The sequence below is a fragment of the Kribbella sp. NPDC049227 genome (assembly GCF_043197265.1).
In the GTDB taxonomy this organism is placed as follows: Bacteria; Actinomycetota; Actinomycetes; order Propionibacteriales; family Kribbellaceae; genus Kribbella.
This window is the reverse complement of record NZ_JBICST010000001.1, coordinates 623,131-639,589: the sequence shown is the minus strand read 5'-3', so window position 1 is coordinate 639,589 and position 16,459 is coordinate 623,131. Positions and strand designations below refer to the sequence as shown.

Below are 16,459 nucleotides of genomic sequence, written 5' to 3'. Positions count from 1 at the left end.
GCTAGCTGTCGTCCCCGGCGGCCGCGACTCAGCGACCGAGGTCGAGATCGAGACTGCCGTGAACGACCCGCTGGTCCTGCTGGGCGACCCGCTCCAGGTAGCTCCGGGACTTGGTCACCTCGGTCTCCAGCGTGCCGATGGTGGCGGCCATGTTGTCCAGCGCCTCCACCTTGAACGTGTCGATCGCGTCCATGGTCGCGTAGATGTTCGCGAACGCGGCCTGCAGTTGCGGCAGCCCGATCGTCGCCGACGCGGCCTGCTGCTGGATCGCCACCGAGTTGTCCTTCATCATCTGCGAGGTGCGCTCGATCATGTTGCTGGTGGTCGTGTTCAGCGCACTGATCTGGTCCAGCACCAGCTTCTGGTTGCTCAGGGCCTGCGCCACGATGACCGCCGTACGCAGCGCCGAGACCGTCGTGGTCGACGCGCGATCGACGCCCTTGATCAGCTCGATGTTGTTCTTGATCACGATGTCGATGGCCAGGTAGTTCTGGATCGACACGGCCAGCTGGGTGAGCAGGTCCTGGTGCTTCTGCCGGACGTAGAACAGCACGTCCTCGCGGAAGGCCTTCGCCTTGTCCGGGTTGGTCGCCTCCAGTTCGGCGATGGCCGCGGACAGCCTCGAGTCCAGCCGCTCGGCGACGTACACGTACTGGTTCAGCCGGGTCATCGCGTCCCAGAGTTGCTGCTTCTCCAGGTTCAGCGCGGCGTTGTCCTTGCCGAGCTCGTCCTGGCCGTTGCGCAGCGCGTGCAGGATGCCCTCGAGGTGGCTCTGCGCGCTCTGGTACTTGCGGAAGTAGTCCTCGATCTTGTCGCCGAACGGAATCATCCCGAGCAGCTTCTTCGGCCCGGTCGCTTCCTTCGGGTCCAGGTCCTCGACCGTACGGCGCAGTTCGAGCAGCGTCTTGCCGACGGTCGAGCCTTCGGACAGGCCGCCCTCCTGCAGCGCCCGCACCGGCGACTTGAGCAGCCGGTTCGAGCTGTCGGCGGCGGCGCGGATGTCGACGTCACCCATGCTGCGGACGTCACTGGCCTTGGCCGCGAACTCCGGCGAGCGCGGCTCGGCCGACATCAGCGCGGTGAGGAAGGTGTCCACCTTCGCGTCGAGGCCGGGCAGGGCGGCAGCGTCAACGGCCGGCGCCAGGCTCGGTGCGGCGGTCGCGGCAACCGGCTGTGACGGCGGCGGCGCGGTCAGTATCAGCCCCGGCGCGGTCGCGGTCGGCGGCTGCAGCGGCGACATGGCCGGCTGCGCGGCGGCCGCGGCTGCCGGCGTACCTGGTGTGTTGTCGGCTTCGGTCATCGTCGTTCCCCTCCGGTGGCCTCCGCGCGGCGTCCCCGTCACCCGCGCGCACTGTCACCTCCGTGACGCGCACACAATCTACGCGGTTCCAGGCCCAAGTGACGGTCCCGTTGCGTAGTCGTTGTCGCTGACGGCTCAGCGACCTGGTCAGACGGCGATCGGGGCCTTGATGCCGGGGTGCGGGTCGTAGCCGGTCAGCTCGACGTCGGCGATCTCGTAGGAGTCGATCGAGTCGCGTGGTGTCAGCTGCAAGGTCGGCAGCGCGCGGGGCTCCCGGGTCAACTGCAGGCGGGCCTGGTCGAGGTGGTTCAGGTACAGGTGTGCGTCACCGAGCGTGTGGACGAAGTCGCCGACCTCGAGCCCGGTCTGCTGGGCGACCATGTGGGTCAGCAGCGCGTACGACGCGATGTTGAAGGGCACCCCGAGGAAGATGTCGGCCGAGCGCTGGTAGAGCTGGCAGGACAGCCGGCCGTCGGCGACGTAGAACTGGAACATGGTGTGACAGGGCGGCAACGCCATGCTGTCCACGTCCGCGACGTTCCACGCGTTCACGATGTGCCGGCGGGAGTCCGGATTCTTCTTGATCGACTCGATCACGCCGGCGATCTGGTCGACGTGCCGACCGTCCGGCGTCGGCCAGGACCGCCACTGGTAGCCGTACACCGGACCCAGCTCGCCGTCGGCGTCGGCCCACTCGTCCCAGATCGAGATGTTGTTCTCGTGCAGCCACTTGACGTTGGTCGAGCCACTGAGGAACCAGATCAGCTCGCCGATCACCGACCGCAGATGCAGCTTCTTCGTCGTCACCGCCGGGAATCCGGCGCGGAGGTCGTAGCGCGACTGGTGGCCGAACACGCTCAGCGTGCCGGTCCCGGTCCGGTCGCCCTTCCGCACCCCGTTGTCCAGCACGTGCCGTAGAAGATCCAGGTACTGCTGCATGCCGCCAACCTACCCCCATCGACCGACAGGAAGTTTGAAAGACTCACAGCGTGGAGCATGTGATGACGCTGGTGGTTCGGGTGGAGAAGAACGCTCGGCCGGCGCAGACCGACGCGCTGGAGACGGCGGCGCGCGCGGTCCTGGCGATCCTGGCCGACGACCGCTCGACCGGTGAGGGGGAGTGGGCCGAGGCGATGACCGCCTGGCAGGACGATCGGATCCGGAAGATCGTCAAGCGGTGCCGTGGTGTCGAGTGGCGCCGGGCCGAATCCGTTCCCGGCATCACGATGACCGGTGTGACCGCGGAAGTCCGTGTCTTCCCGCCGACCACGGTGGACGCCGTACCGTCGGAACTAGCCAACCTGCAGGTGAGTGGCACCGACTTCGAAGACCCCGAGGACCCAACGGCGCCCGAGCCCGGCGTACCCGTCCTGTGGATCAATCCGGAACTGGAGATGTCCAGCGGCAAGGCGATGGCGCAGTGCGGTCATGGTGCGCAGCTCGCCTGGTGGGCGCTGTCGACAGTGGGGCAGAAGGCCTGGGCTGCTGCGGACTTCGCGCTGGCGGTGCGCACTGCGAGCGCGGCGCGGTGGGAGAGCTTGCTGGCCAGTGGACTACCGGTGGTCCAGGACGCGGGCTTCACTGAGGTGGAGCCCGGGTCCCGGACCGTCATCGCGGATCATCCCTTGCTCACGCGGTAGTGCAGGTGGGTGACGCGGTCGCCCTGGACCACGCGCGGATCGTCGAGCATGACCTGCGGCCCGACATAGTCGCCGAAGAACTTGCGGCCGGTGCCGAACAGCACCGGGACCAGGCTGTACGCGATCTCGTCGACCAGCCCCGCCGTGATCGCCTGGCCGGTGAGGTTGCCACCGGTCACGCTGACGTCGCGGTCGCCGGCGTGTTCCTTGGCCTGCGCGATCGCGTTCTCGATCCCGTTGACGAAGGTGAACGGCGCGTCCGGGAAAGGCCAGTCGGTCGGCGGCTCGTGGGTGACCACGAAGACGTGGTCACCCACCGCGGGTACGCCGTTCCAGCCGTTCGTGATGTCGAACAGCCGTCGCCCGATCACGCACGACGCGATGTTCGGCCAGGTCGACTTCATGTAGTCCGCGCTGGCCTGGCTGACGTGGAACGGCCGGCCCTGGTCGGTGCCGTAGATCTCGACCGGACCGTTGTTGTACCAGTCGAACAACGGTCCGACGCCGTCCTCGGTGTCCGCGACGAACCCGTCCAGTGACACCACGGCGGAGGCAATGACGTTGCCCATGGCTACTTTCCCTTCACGACTCGGTAGGTGAGGTGCTGCGCGGCCGGCGTGGACACCGCTTCGACCAGTTCGACCTCGACGGCCTGAGCAGGCTCGGCCGGGAACAACCTGGTCCCGCCACCCAGCACAACAGGTGCCACATGCAACTGCAGTACGTCGGCCAGTCCGGCGGCGAGGACCTGGTGGCAGACCTGCCCGCCGCCCATCACGAAGACATCCTTGTCTCCGGCAATTTCCTTGGCCTGTGCGACGGCTTCCTCCGGACTGCCGACGAAGCGGAAGCGGTCGCCCAGCCGGGTCTTGGCCGGCGCGGAGTGGGTGACGACGAACACCGGCGGATTGACCTCGCCTGTGGGCTTCGCGCCGTACCCCATCTCGTCGCTCCAGCCCTGCGGGGCGTCGATGACGTCGAACAGGTTCCGGCCCTGGATGACCGCACCGGTCGCCGCGAACGCGGCGTCCAGTACGGCGTTGTCCTCGGCGTTGCCCTGGAAGGCCCAGTGGTGCAGGACCTCGCCGCCGTCGCCGAGCCCGTTGTCGATGCTGACGTTGGGCCCGGTGACGTAGCCGTCCAGGGAGACCGAGATGTCGACGACGACCTGGCCCATCGGTCAGGCCTGCTTCGCGAGCAGCTCGGCCAGCCGGTCCATCGAGTCGCGGATGCCGTCCGCCATGCCGTACTCGATCGACTGGTCGCGGGCCTCGACCGACGGGAACACCGAGCGCTGGTGCAGCCGGACGCCGGTCTCGGTCGGCTCCAAGGTCATCTTCTCCAGGCAGACCTCGCCGGGAGCGCCTTCCCACTCGAAGGTCTGGATGACCAGCTTGTCCTGCTCGACGGTGTGGAAGACACCGCGGAAGGCGTACTCACCGGAGTCGTCACGGTGGATGTAGCGGTAGCTGCCGCCGGGGCGTACGTCGTACTTCTCGACGGTCATCTCGAGGTTGCGCGGGCCCATCCACTGGGCGACCAGGTCCGGGTCGGTGCTGATCTTGAACAGCTGCGCCGGGGTGGCGTCGAACTCGCGGGTGACCTCGACGAACGGCGTGCCTGCGGGGGTGTTGATCGTGGTGCTCATCTTCCTGCTCCTTTGCGGTTCGCTCTCATCACTTCTCTGTGCTTTCCTTCACTGCTCCTGCTCTCGCACTGTCTGGAGCAAGGCGTCCATCCGGCGGAAGCGACGTTCGGTCTCCAACCGGTACTCGTCGATCCAGCTCGTCAGTGCCTCGAGCGCGGCCGGCACCAGATGGCAGGGACGGCGCTGGCCGTCCCGCGTCCGGGTGATCAGCCCGGCGGTCTCCAGCACCTGGATGTGGCGCGACACCGCCTGCTTGGTGATCGGGAACGGTTCGGCCAGTTCGTTCACGGTGGCCGGACCGCGGGACAGTCGCGCGATCATCGCTCGCCGGACCGGGTCACCGAGGGCGGTGAACGCCCGGTCGAGCTGCTCGTCATCAACTGACATCTTTATCAACCATCTCCTTGATCAACCGATATGTTGAATATAGGGACGATCGGCGCGGGGCGTCAAGAGCCAGGTTTTAGCAACTTTGGTTGACAGAGCGAGAGTGTCAACCTAAGTTGCTTATATGACCGAGTTGGTGGATCCCGAGGACCCCGCGGCGGGTCTGGCCGCGGTGGTCGCGTTGCGCCGGCTGGCCGACCGGCTGGAGGACAGCCAGGTGGAGCAGGCGATGCGGGCCGGCTGGAGCTGGTCCGACGTGGCCGAGGTGCTGGGGGTCACCCGGCAGGCCGTGCACAAGAAGCACGCCCGGCGGCTGGTCGCCGCGGGCGTCGCCCTGAGGAGGCGTTGATGGCGTCGGATGCGAAGGACGTGCGCGCGCTGCTGGTGCGCGAAGCCCGCACGGTGGCGCGGCGGGACGGTTCCCGGTCGATCGAGGCCGAGCATGTGCTGCTCGCGCTGGCCGCGACCCGGACCACGTCCGCCGCCCGGATGCTGGCCGAGGCCGGTCTCACCGAGGAGACGATCCGGGCCGCCCTGGATCGCGAGTGGGAGCAGAGCCTGGCCGTCGCCGGCATCGCGGTCCGGATCGGTTTGTTGCCCGAGGCAACACCGGACGAGAGTCGCAACCCGCACATCGGCGACTCGACCCGGCTGCTGCTCAAGCGCGCCATGGACGCACCCCCGAAGCCGGCCGGCCGGCTCGGCCCTCTGCGCATCCTGGTCGGCATCCTCGACACCGAACGCGGCCGGGTCGCCCGTGCGCTCCAGGCCGCCGGCGTCGACCGCGCCGCCCTCCGTGCCCGCGCCGCCGAGGCCCTCGCCGCAGGCGACCACTGACGAACACACGTCCGGCCGCCAGGCATCGCCTCCCGCAATGCGGCCTGGTGGCCGGATCACTCGACCTCCGGCGTACCTAGATCGTCTCGAAGGCGGCCATCATCGCCATGTCCTCGTGTTCGAGGTTGTGGCAGTGGATCAGGTACTTGCCCTTGTGGGCGGTGAACTTGACCAGTACGTCGACCACCTCGGCGGGCCGGATGTCGACGGTGTCCTTCCAGCCGCCGTCGTACTCGCCGGGATCGCCGCCGCCCCGCCGCAGCACCTGGAACGGCGCGAGGTGGACGTGGACCGGGTGATGGACGTCGGTGACGAACGACCACACCTCGTACTGGTCGAGCTTCACCTGCGCCTGCATCACCTTCGGGTCGAACGCCTTGCCGTTGATCGTCCACCCTTTGTGCCCGCCCGCGTCACCGCGCCGGAACCGCCACAGCCGCTTGGTCAGGCCGGCCGGTTCGGGGACGGCGGCGTACGACGAGAGCTTGTCCGGGATGCGGCTCTCGTCGGCGGCCTTGCGGGCGACCTTGAACCGCATCACGTTCGCGCTGCCGTCGAGCTTGTTCACCAGCGTGACCTCGTCGCCCGGCTGGTACTGCGAGAAGTCCACGATCACGTCGAAGCGCTCCGCGGGCGCGACCACCAGCGTCTTGTGTTCGACCGGCTTGTCGAGCAGCCCGCCGTCGCTGCCGATCTGGACGAACTTCGCCGGTCCGTTGTCGAAGGCAAGCTCGTAGCGACGGGCGTTGCTCGCATTGAGGAAGCGCAGCCGGTAGCGGACCGCGTCCACCTCGTGCACCGGCCACGGCGCGCCGTTCACCAGTGTCACGTCACCAATGACACCTTCCATGTACTGCGATTCGACGCCGACGCCGTCCTTGGCCACGGGGTAGAGGAACGCCCCGTTGTCGTCGAATGCGCGGTCCGCGATCACCAGCGGGATCTCGCGATCGCCTGTGGGTAAAGGCAAACGGTCCTCTTCGTCGTCGCGGACGATGTGCAGTCCGAACAGGCCGCGGTACAGCTGTGGAGCGGTGTAGTCCATCGTGTGGTCGTGGTACCAGAGCATGGCGGCTCGTTGCGTGTTCGGGTAGGTGTACGTCCGGCTGCCCGTCTTCATGTCGCCACCAGTCATGGTGTGGTGCCCGGCGTGTTGGCCCTGGCTGTCGGCCGGCATGAGGAGATCGAGCGGCCAACCGTCACTCGCGGCCGGAGTGTGGCCGCCGTGCAGGTGGACGACGGTCGACACGTCGAGTTCGTTGACCTGCTCGATCACAGTTGTCCGGCCGCTCCGTACGTCGAACGTCGGCCCGGGCAGGAGGCCGTCGTACCCCATCACCTCGGTCCTGAGACCGGGGAGGATCTCGACGTTCGCCTTCTTCTGTACGACGCGGTAGTAGTCGGCGAGGGCGTCGCGGCGGACCGGCTTCTTCACCGGCGGGATCGGGAGCGGGACCTGGAAGGGCTTGGGGAGCGGTGCCTTGCTGCGGAGCAGTTCGCCCGCCTGTCCAGGGCTTGCCTCGAGGCCGCAGTTCGTCAGAGTCAGGGCGGCACCGGTGCCGCCGGCAACGGCCAGGAAACCGCGGCGGGACAGCTTCATTTCTTGGCCTCCTGGCGACTCAGGCGTGCGGTGGGGCGGAACGACCAGACAGCCATCCAGACGATGCTGATGACGATGGCGGTGCCGAGTGGGACGTGGAAGGAGAAGTTCTGCTGGTAGCCGAAGATGGCCTGCGCGAACTCGGCGAAGAACAGCAGGACGGTGAACCAGGTCGGCCAGAACCGCCCACCGCCGGGGCGCCAGTAGAGGACCGCCACGACGATCTGGATCATCGCCACCATCCAGATGGTCCCGCCGATCGCGGCGTGCGTGGTGATCGCATCGACGTCGCCGGACAGGAAGTAGCCGGCGAAGATCGGCTGCGCGATCGCGAGTGCGGCGTGCAGCAGAAGCGTGATCCGGAGTGCCCACAGGGTCGCGCGCGGGCGTCGTACCTGCTTCTCGACGGCGAGCGTGGTCACGCGTTGACCTCCGTCTGCTCGGTGCGGCGGCGGGCCGGGGTTCGCTGCCGGTTGATCCAGACGGCGAACGCGACCGTGGTGGCCACCAGAGCGACGCCGAGTGGGATGTGGACGGCCAGCTGGCGGCTGTAGCCCATCGCGATCTGGAGCACCTCGCCGGCCAGGATCAGCAGGGATACCAACGCTGCGATCCCACGGCCGCCGGTGCGCCACCAGGCCGTTGCTATGAGCAACTGGATGAGTCCGAGGCCGGCGAGGGAGAGACCGATCGGCTCGTGCATCCGCAACGCGGGACCTTCGCCGTTGAGGTAGGCGCCGGCGAGGACTGGCTGCAGGCAGATCGCGACAGCATGCAGCCCGGCGACCAAGCGGAGAGGGGCGAGAGCCTTCATGTAGACAGACAATAGTAGGCTGTCTACATGTAGCGCAATCAGGTATATCCCTGGGGTGCCACTCTGGGTGTGATCGGGTGAAGTCATGGACCTCACCGTCAAACCTCAAGGATTCTTGAGGTCAAGCGGAAGATGACCCTTCAGCGTGCCTTCGCTGGGCGGAGCGGGGTCAGGTGAGGCGGCCGAGGGGCGCGACCGAGATGCCGGCGCGCTCGCAGACCCAGTGCGGGTCGGGGCCGAGCTCGGGCTCGATCCGGAGCTCGTGATCGTGCAGGTCGTCGCACGCCGTACAACGCGGCCAGCGCACACCCGAGTCGACCAGGCGGTCCTGCACGTCCTGCGCGACCAGGCCGGCGATGTGCTCGGCGCCGTCCGGCCACTGGTCCAGCCACCACTGGCGGCCGGCCACGGCGTCCTCGAGCACCGACACCATCACCGCGTCGTCGAACCCCCGCGCGGCCAGGTCATGCAGGACCATGGCACGGGCGGTCAGCAACACCCCTGGCTCACTCATCGCCCTACAGAGTGCCAGACCGCACCGACAAAACCCCACGCCCGGTGCCGGGCGTGGGGTTCGGTGTCCACCTGCAACCGGGCTCAGCCGGTGGTGGGGCAGGTGGGACTCGGGTCGAGGCGCTCCGCGAGACCGAGCTGGCGCTGGGCGGCGGATCGAAGTACTGCGCTGATCCGGACCGTGATGCGGTGGCGTGCGACCGGCTCGTCGTACGGCTGCTGGGGAGCGTTCGGGAGTGCCGACTGCGCCAAGGCGCGGGCGTTCTCGACTGCGGTGTTACCGGCGACGAAGTACGTCATGGTTCTGCTCCCTTCCTGAGAGCGTGTTGGGTCGGCCGGCGGCCGGGCGGCCGTCGGAAGTCGTGCGGTATCGGCCCGGGAACCCTTGTGGGTCCTGGGTGGTGATGTGTGGTTGTCAGGCCTTCGGGGCTGGTCCGCTACTGGCGCGGACGATCAGCTCTGTCGGCATCAGGAGCTGTCGCTCGGTGACCGCCGGGTCCAGCAGGATCCTGCCGACCGCACGGCCTTTCTCCCGGATCGGTTGGTGGACCGTGGTCAGTCCAGCCGCATCGGCCGCCGGGATGTCGTCGAATCCGGCCAGCGTCAGGTCCCGGCCGGGGACCAGTCCGCGTACCCTCATCGCCTCCAGTGCGCCGAGCGCTTGGACGTCACTCAGTCCGACTATCGCGGTCGGCCGGTCCTGTGAGTCGAGCACCCATTCGGCGCCCGTGCGGCCGGAACTGAACGCGTTGTGACCGCCGGAGACGATCCGCAGCCTGGCATCGGGCATCGCCTTCTGCAGGCCCTGGATCCGCAGCTCGCAGTCGGTGTAGCCGACCTCGTCCACGCTGAGCTCGACCGGATTGCCGCCGGCCGCCTCGGCGTTGTCGACCAGCACGACCACGTCGCGGTGTCCGAGCCGGGCCAGGTGCTCGCCCAGCTGGGCGGCCGCTTCCACCTCGTCGATCGCGACCCAGGACAGATCCGGGTGGTCGCCTCGGTCGGTGGACACGGCTGGGATGCCGCGGTTCGCAAGGATGTCCAGGGCCGGGTGGCCGCCGGGCACGCAGAAGATCGCCGCCGCGTCGATGGCCGCCTGCTGCACTGCGTTGCTGCCGCCCGCGATGTCGGTCGAGCTGAGCGGCATCAGCAGCAGGCTGGTGCTGAACTCCTCGGCGACCTCGGCCAGACCGGCCAGGAAGCCGACCGCGTACGGGTCCGAGAACGCGTAGGCGAGCTTGTCGGTGAACAGCACCCCGACCGCTCCGGCCTTCCCACTGCGCAGAGCCCGCGCAGACGCGTCGGGGCCGGAGTACCCCAGCTCCCGGGCGGTGTCCAGGATCCGCTCGCGCAGGGCGACGGACAGCTGGTCGGGCTTGTTGTACGCGTTGGACACAGTCGACGGTGATACGCCAACGGCCTTGGCCACCGTCTTCAGCGTGACTCCCGCCATCTCTCCGCCTCTTGGTCGTGGACTGCCTCGTGACAGTCTTCTGTATCGTTCTTCTAGATCGTTCTAGAAAAACGATACAGAAGGCTCCCCGGGAGTGCAACACCTTTCTGGATGTACCGACGAACGGGTGGTGGTGCGCTCCCGCCCGGGGCGTCAGGCGTGGATCGGGCGGCCGGGCGTCGGCGTCACTGCGGGACCACCCGTCCGTCGGTACGTGATCCGACTCCCCGACCTGCCGGCGCAGCAGTTGGATGGCGTTGTCCGTGTCCATCTCCGCGCGTTCTGTTGTGTGCGGGATGATGGCGTGCATGGGTTCGTTGCTGGAGGTGATCGCGCTGCATCCGGCGGATGCGGAGGCGGCGCAGGAGGGTGGGGCGGACCGGCTGGAGCTGTGCGCGTCGATGGAGGCCGATGGATTGTCCCCGTCGGTGTCCACGGTCAGCGCGATCCGGCGGTCGACCGATCTCCCGCTGCGGGTGATGTTGCGTCTGTCCGACTCCTTCGTGACCAACGGCGCCGAACTCAACCGTCTGACCGCGTCGGCGCAGTCCTACCTGGCGGCCGGCGCGGACGGATTCGTGCTGGGCTTCCTGACCCCGGACAACCAGGTGGACGTCGAGTCTGCGGCGGCGTTGGCAAGCACCTTCGCCAGTACGCCGTGGACCTTCCATCGCGCGATTGACGCCGTACTGGAGCAAGCTCAGGCGTGGCGCGCGTTGCGATCGCTGCCCGGGTTGGACTGCGTACTCACGGCCGGATCAGCTCTCGGCGTCACGCACGGCCTCGACGACCTGTGCAAGCTCGCCAAGGAAGACCCCGCGATCGCCGGGGTGATGATGGCCGGCGGCTCACTCCGTCCCGAGCACGTCCCGTGGCTCCACCAGTCCGGCGTACGGCGCTTTCACGTCGGCTCCTCGGTCCGCCAAGACGGCTCCTGGACCAAGGCCTACGTGAACTCCGGTTTCGTCCGATCCTGGCGCAACCTCTTGGACGCCCAAGACGCTCGCGGCCACCAGAACGATCCTGACCTCGACGCCGGGGATCCGCGCGAATGATCCTCATCGACCCGCCGGCCTGGCCGGCGTGGAATCGCGTCTGGTCCCACCTCGTCAGCGACGAGTCCTACGAAGAACTCCACGCCTTCGCCAAAGCCGCCGGCATCCCCGCTCGAGGCTTCGACCGAGACCACTACGACGTCCCCAGCGACCAGTACGACGCCCTGATCGCCGCCGGCGCAGTCCCAGTCTCCAGCCGAGAACTAGTCCGTCGCCTAACCACAGCCGGCCTCCGCCACCGCAAACGCCCCTGACCCCAAACAAGCAGAACGGCCCCCAACCGTTGTGCGGTTGGGGGCCGTTGGTCAGTCGAGGAGTTCTGTGACTGTGCCGGCGGCTACGGTGTGGCCGCCTTCTCGGACTGCGAAGCCTAGGCCGGTGTTCATGGCGATGGGCTTCTCCAGTTCTACCGTCAGGTCGATGGTGTCGCCTGGCATGACGAGGGTGATTTCGCCCAGGTCGATACCGCCGGAGACATCCGTCGTGCGGAAGTAGAACTGCGGGCGGTAGTCCGCTCCGAAGGGGCTGTGGCGGCCGCCTTCGGCTGTGGACAGGGCGTGCAGGGTTGCCCGGAACTTCCGGTGCGGGTGCACTGTGCCCGGCAGGGCTACGACCTGGCCGCGACGGACCTCGTCGCGCTTGATGCCACGCAGCAGCACAGCCGCGTTGTCGCCCGCGTCCGCGGACTCCAGCGACTTGCCGAACGTCTCGAGACCGATCGCCGTACTGGTGACTGTCGGACCGAGGCCAACCACCTCGACCGGGTCGCCGAGCTTCAGCGAACCGCGCTCGACCGCACCGGTGACCACGGTGCCGCGGCCGCTGATGGTGAGGACGTTCTCGATCGGCATCAGGAACGGCTCGCCCAGCTCACGGTCCGGCACCGGGACATAGGTGTCCACCGCGTCCAGCAGCTCACCGATCGCGGCGGTCCAGCGCGGGTCGCCTTCCAGCGCCCGCAGTCCGGAGACACGCACGACCGGTACGTCGTCGCCCGGGAAGCCGTACTCCGACAGGAGTTCACGGACCTCCAGCTCGACCAGGTCGAGCAGCTCGGGGTCGTCGACGGTGTCCGCCTTGTTCAGCGCGACCACCAGGTACGGCACGCCCACCCGGCGCGCGAGCAGCACGTGCTCACGCGTCTGCGGCATGGCGCCGTCCTGCGCGGAGACGACCAGGATCGCGGCGTCCACCTGAGCGGCGCCGGTGATCATGTTCTTCACGTAGTCGGCGTGCCCGGGCATGTCGACGTGCGCGTAGTGCCGGGTCGCGGTCTCGTACTCGACGTGCGAGATGTTGATCGTGATCCCGCGCGCGACCTCCTCCGGCGCCCGGTCGATGCCGTCGAACGCGACGAACCGGTTGACGGCCGGGTCGCGCTCGGCGAGCACCTTGGTGATCGCGGCGGTCAGAGTGGTCTTGCCGTGGTCGACGTGACCCATCGTTCCGATGTTGAGGTGCGGCTTGGTCCGCACGAACTGGCTCTTGGCCATGAGTTTTCCTTTGCTGGTCAGAAGATTCGAAGAGCCAGGACCCTCCGGCAGGCCTCCCGCAGCTGTCACCGCACGGGAGGGGGCCGGTGAGCGGTCCACCCTCCTCCGCGGGTCCTGCTCAGCAGGAGGAGGGTCGGCTTCGCGCGCCGGTAAAGGCTGCTGAATCGACTGACGCAGCCCACGTGGGAGCGCCCGTCAGGCCGGTGCCTGACAGGTCGTACTCGAAAACCACGCGGAACATGTGCGTCACGGTAGACAGGAACGCTGCCCCGGGCAACAGAATTCCCGGGGGGTTTAGTTGAGGGCGAAGAGGCGGGTGCCGTCGGAGAAGGCGGGGCGGGCGCCGGCTACGGTGACGGCTGGTTTGTTGCAGGTGACCTCTTCGGAGGCGGCGACCGAGGTTGCGGTGGGGCCCGCCAGGATCGGGCGGGGCTGGACGCCGGTGGTGCCGATCAGGACGGGGGAGCAACTGCCGTTCGGCTGCGGCATCAGCGTGACGACACGCCCGTCCGGGAGCAGTCCGAAGCCGTCAAGCGGGTACTCCGGCTGCTGCAGCCTGGGCGGGACCTGCAGGAGGTGGTGCCACTGCGGTGTGCCGTCCGCCGGGCTCACCGCGGACACGTCGTACGTCTGAGGCTGGCCGGGGTCGGTCGCGTTCCGGCAGGTGATCAGCACCAGCGACGCATGGGTGGCGGCGAGCTGTGCGTCGCACGAGGCCGGCCCGAGCCGAGGCCGCGGCGTACCGGGTACTGGAGTCGTCCAGATGACGCGGCCCTCGCCGACGTCGACGGACCATTGGAAGAGCGTGCCGCCCGCAGCGCCGGTCCAGATCAGTCCGGAGACCTCACGCGTGTCCGGTACGGCGACCAGGTCGCCGACCCAGGTGGTCGGGTCCAGCTCGGCACTCAGGTCGAACCGGAGACCCAGGTCGACCTCCCACCGCTGGTCGCCGTCCTTCAGGTCCAGTCCGCGTACGACGGCACCGTTCCCACCGCACGCGTCCACGACCACAGCCAGGTCGCCGATGAGCTCGCCCTGCGTCACGTTGCACCGCAGTTGCGAGCGCCAGTGCGTCGGACCGCTCACGCCGTGGGCCACGACGTAGTTCCCCTCCGCCACCAGCAACTGGTTCGCGTCGACCGCGAGAGCCACGCCGTCTGTGTGGACCTCGGTGAGCACCTCTCCGCTGACCGCGTCGAGTACGGCGTATGTCGGCAGGTCGATGCCCGCCGGTGCACGGTTGCCGGCGTACGGGAGATGCGCGGCGATGATCCGCCCGTCGCCGGAGATCAGGAGCCCCTTGGAACCGCTGGAGGCGGCGTCGTTGACGTCGGCCCGCGAGTACCGCCACCGGATCTGGCCAGTGGTGGCGTCGGACATGACCACGCCGTCCGGCCGCAGTTCGGCGATGCCGCCCGCCGTACCGGCGATGGCACCGGCTGCCGGGACCTCACGGCTCCAGGCGAGGGTTCCGTCGAGCTGCACCGGCATCTGGTCGGGCTTGGTCGTAGTCGTCGTGCTGACCGTGTTGGCGGTCTCCAGCCGGGCCTGCACGAACGGCTCGCCGGCCGACACCACGATCCAGGCCAGCATCGCGCCACACACCACGGTCGCACCGATGCCGAGCAGTCGCGGTGGAGCTTGTGAGTACGGCGGCGCACGCCGCAGACGTCTCGCCAAGGCCAGCAGCGCACCGGCGACCACCAGCGCGGCGGACGCGAGCATCAGGTACGGCCAGCGCTCCGACATCGCCGCACCGGGCTGTGCGGCGGGCCAACGCCACCAGCAGATGCCGACGGCGATCACCCCGACCACTCCGAAGACCAGAGCCGGGACAGTGACGAAACGCTGCTGCGTCCGCCGGAACCATGCACACGACAGTCCGGCGGCGAGCGCCGTACCCGCGATCGGTGTCCAGACCGGGAAGCCGGTGACGTCGTCCGGACCGGCCGGCCACTTGGCGGCCGCGCCCAGGCCACGGCCGAGCAGGACCGAGGCGGCGACGATGACTCCGAGGGCAGCACCGAAGTACACGATCGGGATCAACCCGCCGATCGGCCGGGCCGCCTTAGGGCCCAACGACTCGACCTCCCGATGGAGGTTCTCCCGGGCAGTCTGCTCCCAGTCGGTGTGGCCGCGGTCGGTCGCGTACAGCCGGGTCTCGGCCAGGCTCTGCAGGAACGACATCCGGCCGCGGGCGAAGTCCCGGTCGCCGATGTGCCCGTACTCCTGCCGGATGCCCTCGGCGTACTCGTCGTACCGCTGCGGCGACATGCTCAGGATGCGCAGGTCGGCGTCGCACAGGACGGCGCCGTTGGCGTCGTCCGGCTCGCAGTCGTGCTTGGCGGTGAGCCGGATCAGCCGGCCGACCTCCTCGACCCGCTCGGCGTCGACGCCGTACGCGGCCAGTTCGAGCTCGGCCAGCTGGGCCGAGACCTCCTCGTTCTCGCCGGGGTCGGCCTGCGGGTCGTAGATCGCGTCATGGAACCACGCCGCGAGCCGGACCGTGTCCGGGTCATCCGCGGCGCCGGCCAGGATGTCGACGGTCTGCAGCACCTCGGTCAGGTGCCTCTGGTCATGATAATGACGGTGTTGCTCTGCGTAACGAGCCAGCAGATCGTCGCCCAACGGCTGCGCGTGCGGCAGCAGGCGATTCCACTGGTCGCGCAGGTCCATGGCTAAGGAGTCTCGCACTCGGTGGAGGCCTCGGCCGACCGATCCGGGGTTCCCGGATAGGGTCGTGGCCAAAGCGATATCGGCTCGTCACCTGACCGCTTCGATGGGTGCGTCAGGCATCGAATCTCACCGATGAAATTGCGGTGCAGGTCACATTTCCGGTTCGGGAGGACACTATGCGGTTCGGTCTCGTCGGCACCGGTCCCTGGGCTCGTCTGGCGCACGGACCAGGGCTGCGAGCCGCCTCCGGGGCCGAACTGGCCGGCGTCTGGGGCCGGGACGCGGCGAAAACCGCCGAGTTCGCGGCCGAGCTGGAGGTTCCGGCGTACGGCGACTACGCGGAGTTACTGGAGACAGTGGATGCGGTCGCGTTCGCCGTACCGCCGAAGGTGCAGGTGTCGATGGCGCTCGAGGCCGCTGCCGTCGGCAAGCATCTGCTGCTGGACAAGCCGGTGGCCGACTCGCTCGACGACGCCCGGGCGCTCGCTGGCGAAGCGGCCGACGAGGGGATCGCGACTCTGGTGTTCTTCACCGGCCGTTTCGATCCGATCATGCGGCAGTTCTTCGCCGAGGTGCAGGCTCAGGAAGGCTGGAAGGGCGGCTGGGCCCGCATGCTGGCGGCGATGGACCCGAACGCCGAGTCGCCGTGGCGGCGTGAGGAGCGCGGCGCGCTCTGGGACGTCGGACCGCACGCACTGTCCAACCTGAGCGCACTGCTCGGGCCGATCGTCGAGCTGAGTGCTGTCGGCGGCGCGGGCGGGCTGGTCCATCTGGTCGTCACGCACGAATCCGGCGCGACGAGCACCGCCAGCCTGACGCTGTCCGCCCCACCGTCCGGCTCCAGCTTCGAAACAGCCGTCTGGGGAGAGTCCAGTACGGCGGTCATGCCGGAGAGGTACACACCACCGGTGGAGGTGTACCAGGTGGCAGTCGAGGAGCTGGTCCAAGCCGCGGAGTCAGGAGAGTCGCACCCGGTCGACGTCGCCTTCGGAGTCCGCGTAGTCGAGCTCCTCGCGTCCGCCCAAGCCCAACTCGCCCGCTAG

At 68.5% G+C, this 16,459-nt stretch carries 20 protein-coding genes; 6 read left to right on the top strand and 14 right to left on the bottom strand.

What is annotated here, in order from left to right; genetic code table 11:
• Positions 1-28 precede the first annotated feature (28 nt).
• Together ACGFH6_RS03235 and ACGFH6_RS03230 are read right to left on the bottom strand one after the other, a co-directional pair.
• On the bottom strand, positions 29-1,300 hold the full coding sequence (locus tag ACGFH6_RS03235; RefSeq protein ID WP_131360734.1) for a toxic anion resistance protein: 1,272 nt from the start codon (positions 1,298-1,300) through the stop codon (positions 29-31).
• A 147-nt stretch (positions 1,301-1,447) separates the two neighbouring features.
• On the bottom strand, positions 1,448-2,239 hold the full coding sequence (locus ACGFH6_RS03230; RefSeq protein WP_393380054.1) for a thymidylate synthase: 792 nt from the start codon (positions 2,237-2,239) through the stop codon (positions 1,448-1,450).
• A 62-nt stretch (positions 2,240-2,301) separates the two neighbouring features.
• Here ACGFH6_RS03230 and ACGFH6_RS03225 point away from each other — a divergent pair, with 62 nt between their 5' ends.
• Positions 2,302-2,940, top strand: coding sequence for a peptidyl-tRNA hydrolase (locus tag ACGFH6_RS03225; RefSeq protein WP_393380053.1), 639 nt, complete (start codon positions 2,302-2,304; stop codon positions 2,938-2,940).
• On the opposite strand, the gene ACGFH6_RS03220 is transcribed toward ACGFH6_RS03225, so the two are convergent.
• The 4 genes from ACGFH6_RS03220 to ACGFH6_RS03205 are packed head-to-tail and all read right to left on the bottom strand — an operon-like array spanning position 2,919 to position 4,975.
• Positions 2,919-3,509: a dihydrofolate reductase family protein gene (locus ACGFH6_RS03220; protein WP_393380051.1), complete on the bottom strand. Its 591-nt coding sequence runs from the start codon at positions 3,507-3,509 to the stop codon at positions 2,919-2,921. The two genes, ACGFH6_RS03225 and ACGFH6_RS03220, sit on opposite strands and share 22 nt — an antisense overlap.
• Positions 3,510-3,511: 2 nt before the next feature.
• Entirely contained in the window at positions 3,512-4,117 is a 606-nt protein-coding gene (locus ACGFH6_RS03215) for a dihydrofolate reductase family protein (RefSeq protein WP_393380049.1), read from the bottom strand.
• Positions 4,118-4,120: 3 nt separating this feature from the next.
• Positions 4,121-4,588, bottom strand: a complete 468-nt coding sequence (locus ACGFH6_RS03210) for an SRPBCC family protein (protein ID WP_393380048.1) — start codon at positions 4,586-4,588, stop codon at positions 4,121-4,123.
• Positions 4,589-4,636: 48 nt separating this feature from the next.
• On the bottom strand, positions 4,637-4,975 hold the full coding sequence (locus ACGFH6_RS03205; protein WP_360444897.1) for a metalloregulator ArsR/SmtB family transcription factor: 339 nt from the start codon (positions 4,973-4,975) through the stop codon (positions 4,637-4,639).
• 124 nt (positions 4,976-5,099) lie between these two features.
• Here ACGFH6_RS03205 and ACGFH6_RS03200 point away from each other — a divergent pair, with 124 nt between their 5' ends.
• Together ACGFH6_RS03200 and ACGFH6_RS03195 are read left to right on the top strand one after the other, a co-directional pair.
• Positions 5,100-5,324, top strand: coding sequence for a hypothetical protein (locus tag ACGFH6_RS03200; RefSeq protein WP_360444900.1), 225 nt, complete (start codon positions 5,100-5,102; stop codon positions 5,322-5,324).
• Positions 5,324-5,812, top strand: a complete 489-nt coding sequence (locus tag ACGFH6_RS03195) for a Clp protease N-terminal domain-containing protein (RefSeq protein WP_393380046.1) — start codon at positions 5,324-5,326, stop codon at positions 5,810-5,812. Before ACGFH6_RS03200 ends, ACGFH6_RS03195 begins: the two co-directional genes overlap by 1 nt.
• A 76-nt stretch (positions 5,813-5,888) precedes the next feature.
• On the opposite strand, the gene ACGFH6_RS03190 is transcribed toward ACGFH6_RS03195, so the two are convergent.
• From ACGFH6_RS03190 to ACGFH6_RS03165, 6 genes are all read right to left on the bottom strand, one after another.
• Positions 5,889-7,412 (bottom strand): multicopper oxidase domain-containing protein, encoded by a 1,524-nt coding sequence (locus tag ACGFH6_RS03190; RefSeq protein WP_393380045.1) that lies wholly within the window; start codon positions 7,410-7,412, stop codon positions 5,889-5,891.
• Positions 7,409-7,834, bottom strand: a complete 426-nt coding sequence (locus ACGFH6_RS03185; RefSeq protein WP_393380044.1) for a hypothetical protein — start codon at positions 7,832-7,834, stop codon at positions 7,409-7,411. The genes ACGFH6_RS03190 and ACGFH6_RS03185 overlap by 4 nt, the downstream gene beginning before the upstream one ends.
• The gene (locus ACGFH6_RS03180) at positions 7,831-8,226 is read right to left on the bottom strand and encodes a hypothetical protein (protein WP_393380042.1); all 396 of its coding nucleotides are present in this window, start codon (positions 8,224-8,226) and stop codon (positions 7,831-7,833) included. Before ACGFH6_RS03180 ends, ACGFH6_RS03185 begins: the two co-directional genes overlap by 4 nt.
• Positions 8,227-8,395: 169 nt before the next feature.
• Positions 8,396-8,740 carry a hypothetical protein gene (locus ACGFH6_RS03175; RefSeq protein WP_131360716.1) on the bottom strand — a complete coding sequence of 115 codons (345 nt, stop codon included), beginning with the start codon at positions 8,738-8,740 and terminating at the stop codon, positions 8,396-8,398.
• An 83-nt stretch (positions 8,741-8,823) separates the two neighbouring features.
• Complete coding sequence (locus ACGFH6_RS03170) at positions 8,824-9,039, bottom strand: hypothetical protein (protein WP_393380041.1); 216 nt, start codon at positions 9,037-9,039, stop codon at positions 8,824-8,826.
• 115 nt (positions 9,040-9,154) lie between these two features.
• Complete coding sequence (locus ACGFH6_RS03165; protein WP_393380040.1) at positions 9,155-10,192, bottom strand: LacI family DNA-binding transcriptional regulator; 1,038 nt, start codon at positions 10,190-10,192, stop codon at positions 9,155-9,157.
• A gap of 308 nt (positions 10,193-10,500) precedes the next feature.
• Here ACGFH6_RS03165 and ACGFH6_RS03160 point away from each other — a divergent pair, with 308 nt between their 5' ends.
• Together ACGFH6_RS03160 and ACGFH6_RS03155 are read left to right on the top strand one after the other, a co-directional pair.
• Positions 10,501-11,247: a copper homeostasis protein CutC gene (locus ACGFH6_RS03160; protein ID WP_393380038.1), complete on the top strand. Its 747-nt coding sequence runs from the start codon at positions 10,501-10,503 to the stop codon at positions 11,245-11,247.
• The gene (locus ACGFH6_RS03155; RefSeq protein ID WP_393380036.1) at positions 11,244-11,501 is read left to right on the top strand and encodes a DUF4031 domain-containing protein; all 258 of its coding nucleotides are present in this window, start codon (positions 11,244-11,246) and stop codon (positions 11,499-11,501) included. Before ACGFH6_RS03160 ends, ACGFH6_RS03155 begins: the two co-directional genes overlap by 4 nt.
• Before the next feature lie 51 nt (positions 11,502-11,552).
• On the opposite strand, the gene tuf is transcribed toward ACGFH6_RS03155, so the two are convergent.
• Together tuf and ACGFH6_RS03145 are read right to left on the bottom strand one after the other, a co-directional pair.
• Positions 11,553-12,740 (bottom strand): elongation factor Tu, encoded by a 1,188-nt coding sequence (gene tuf, locus ACGFH6_RS03150; protein ID WP_393380034.1) that lies wholly within the window; start codon positions 12,738-12,740, stop codon positions 11,553-11,555.
• Positions 12,741-13,034: 294 nt separating this feature from the next.
• Entirely contained in the window at positions 13,035-15,416 is a 2,382-nt protein-coding gene (locus ACGFH6_RS03145) for a hypothetical protein (RefSeq protein ID WP_393380033.1), read from the bottom strand.
• Positions 15,417-15,592: 176 nt separating this feature from the next.
• Here ACGFH6_RS03145 and ACGFH6_RS03140 point away from each other — a divergent pair, with 176 nt between their 5' ends.
• On the top strand, positions 15,593-16,459 hold the full coding sequence (locus ACGFH6_RS03140) for a Gfo/Idh/MocA family protein (protein ID WP_393380031.1): 867 nt from the start codon (positions 15,593-15,595) through the stop codon (positions 16,457-16,459).

Bases quoted from the DNA above. Each gene is read 5' to 3' on its own strand.
- ACGFH6_RS03210 (WP_393380048.1), bottom strand. From the start codon at position 4,588: ATGAGCACCACGATCAACACCCCCGCAGGCACGCCGTTCGTCGAGGTC.
- ACGFH6_RS03180 (WP_393380042.1), bottom strand. From the start codon at position 8,226: ATGAAGGCTCTCGCCCCTCTCCGCTTGGTCGCCGGGCTGCATGCTGTC.
- tuf (WP_393380034.1), bottom strand. From the start codon at position 12,740: ATGGCCAAGAGCCAGTTCGTGCGGACCAAGCCGCACCTCAACATCGGA.
- ACGFH6_RS03230 (WP_393380054.1), bottom strand. From the start codon at position 2,239: ATGCAGCAGTACCTGGATCTTCTACGGCACGTGCTGGACAACGGGGTG.
- ACGFH6_RS03170 (WP_393380041.1), bottom strand. From the start codon at position 9,039: ATGACGTACTTCGTCGCCGGTAACACCGCAGTCGAGAACGCCCGCGCC.
- ACGFH6_RS03205 (WP_360444897.1), bottom strand. From the start codon at position 4,975: ATGTCAGTTGATGACGAGCAGCTCGACCGGGCGTTCACCGCCCTCGGT.
- ACGFH6_RS03220 (WP_393380051.1), bottom strand. From the start codon at position 3,509: ATGGGCAACGTCATTGCCTCCGCCGTGGTGTCACTGGACGGGTTCGTC.
- ACGFH6_RS03155 (WP_393380036.1), top strand. From the start codon at position 11,244: ATGATCCTCATCGACCCGCCGGCCTGGCCGGCGTGGAATCGCGTCTGG.
- ACGFH6_RS03235 (WP_131360734.1), bottom strand. From the start codon at position 1,300: ATGACCGAAGCCGACAACACACCAGGTACGCCGGCAGCCGCGGCCGCC.
- ACGFH6_RS03190 (WP_393380045.1), bottom strand. From the start codon at position 7,412: ATGAAGCTGTCCCGCCGCGGTTTCCTGGCCGTTGCCGGCGGCACCGGT.
- ACGFH6_RS03140 (WP_393380031.1), top strand. From the start codon at position 15,593: ATGCGGTTCGGTCTCGTCGGCACCGGTCCCTGGGCTCGTCTGGCGCAC.
- ACGFH6_RS03195 (WP_393380046.1), top strand. From the start codon at position 5,324: ATGGCGTCGGATGCGAAGGACGTGCGCGCGCTGCTGGTGCGCGAAGCC.
- ACGFH6_RS03145 (WP_393380033.1), bottom strand. From the start codon at position 15,416: ATGGACCTGCGCGACCAGTGGAATCGCCTGCTGCCGCACGCGCAGCCG.
- ACGFH6_RS03165 (WP_393380040.1), bottom strand. From the start codon at position 10,192: ATGGCGGGAGTCACGCTGAAGACGGTGGCCAAGGCCGTTGGCGTATCA.
- ACGFH6_RS03175 (WP_131360716.1), bottom strand. From the start codon at position 8,740: ATGAGTGAGCCAGGGGTGTTGCTGACCGCCCGTGCCATGGTCCTGCAT.
- ACGFH6_RS03160 (WP_393380038.1), top strand. From the start codon at position 10,501: ATGGGTTCGTTGCTGGAGGTGATCGCGCTGCATCCGGCGGATGCGGAG.
- ACGFH6_RS03200 (WP_360444900.1), top strand. From the start codon at position 5,100: ATGACCGAGTTGGTGGATCCCGAGGACCCCGCGGCGGGTCTGGCCGCG.
- ACGFH6_RS03225 (WP_393380053.1), top strand. From the start codon at position 2,302: ATGACGCTGGTGGTTCGGGTGGAGAAGAACGCTCGGCCGGCGCAGACC.
- ACGFH6_RS03215 (WP_393380049.1), bottom strand. From the start codon at position 4,117: ATGGGCCAGGTCGTCGTCGACATCTCGGTCTCCCTGGACGGCTACGTC.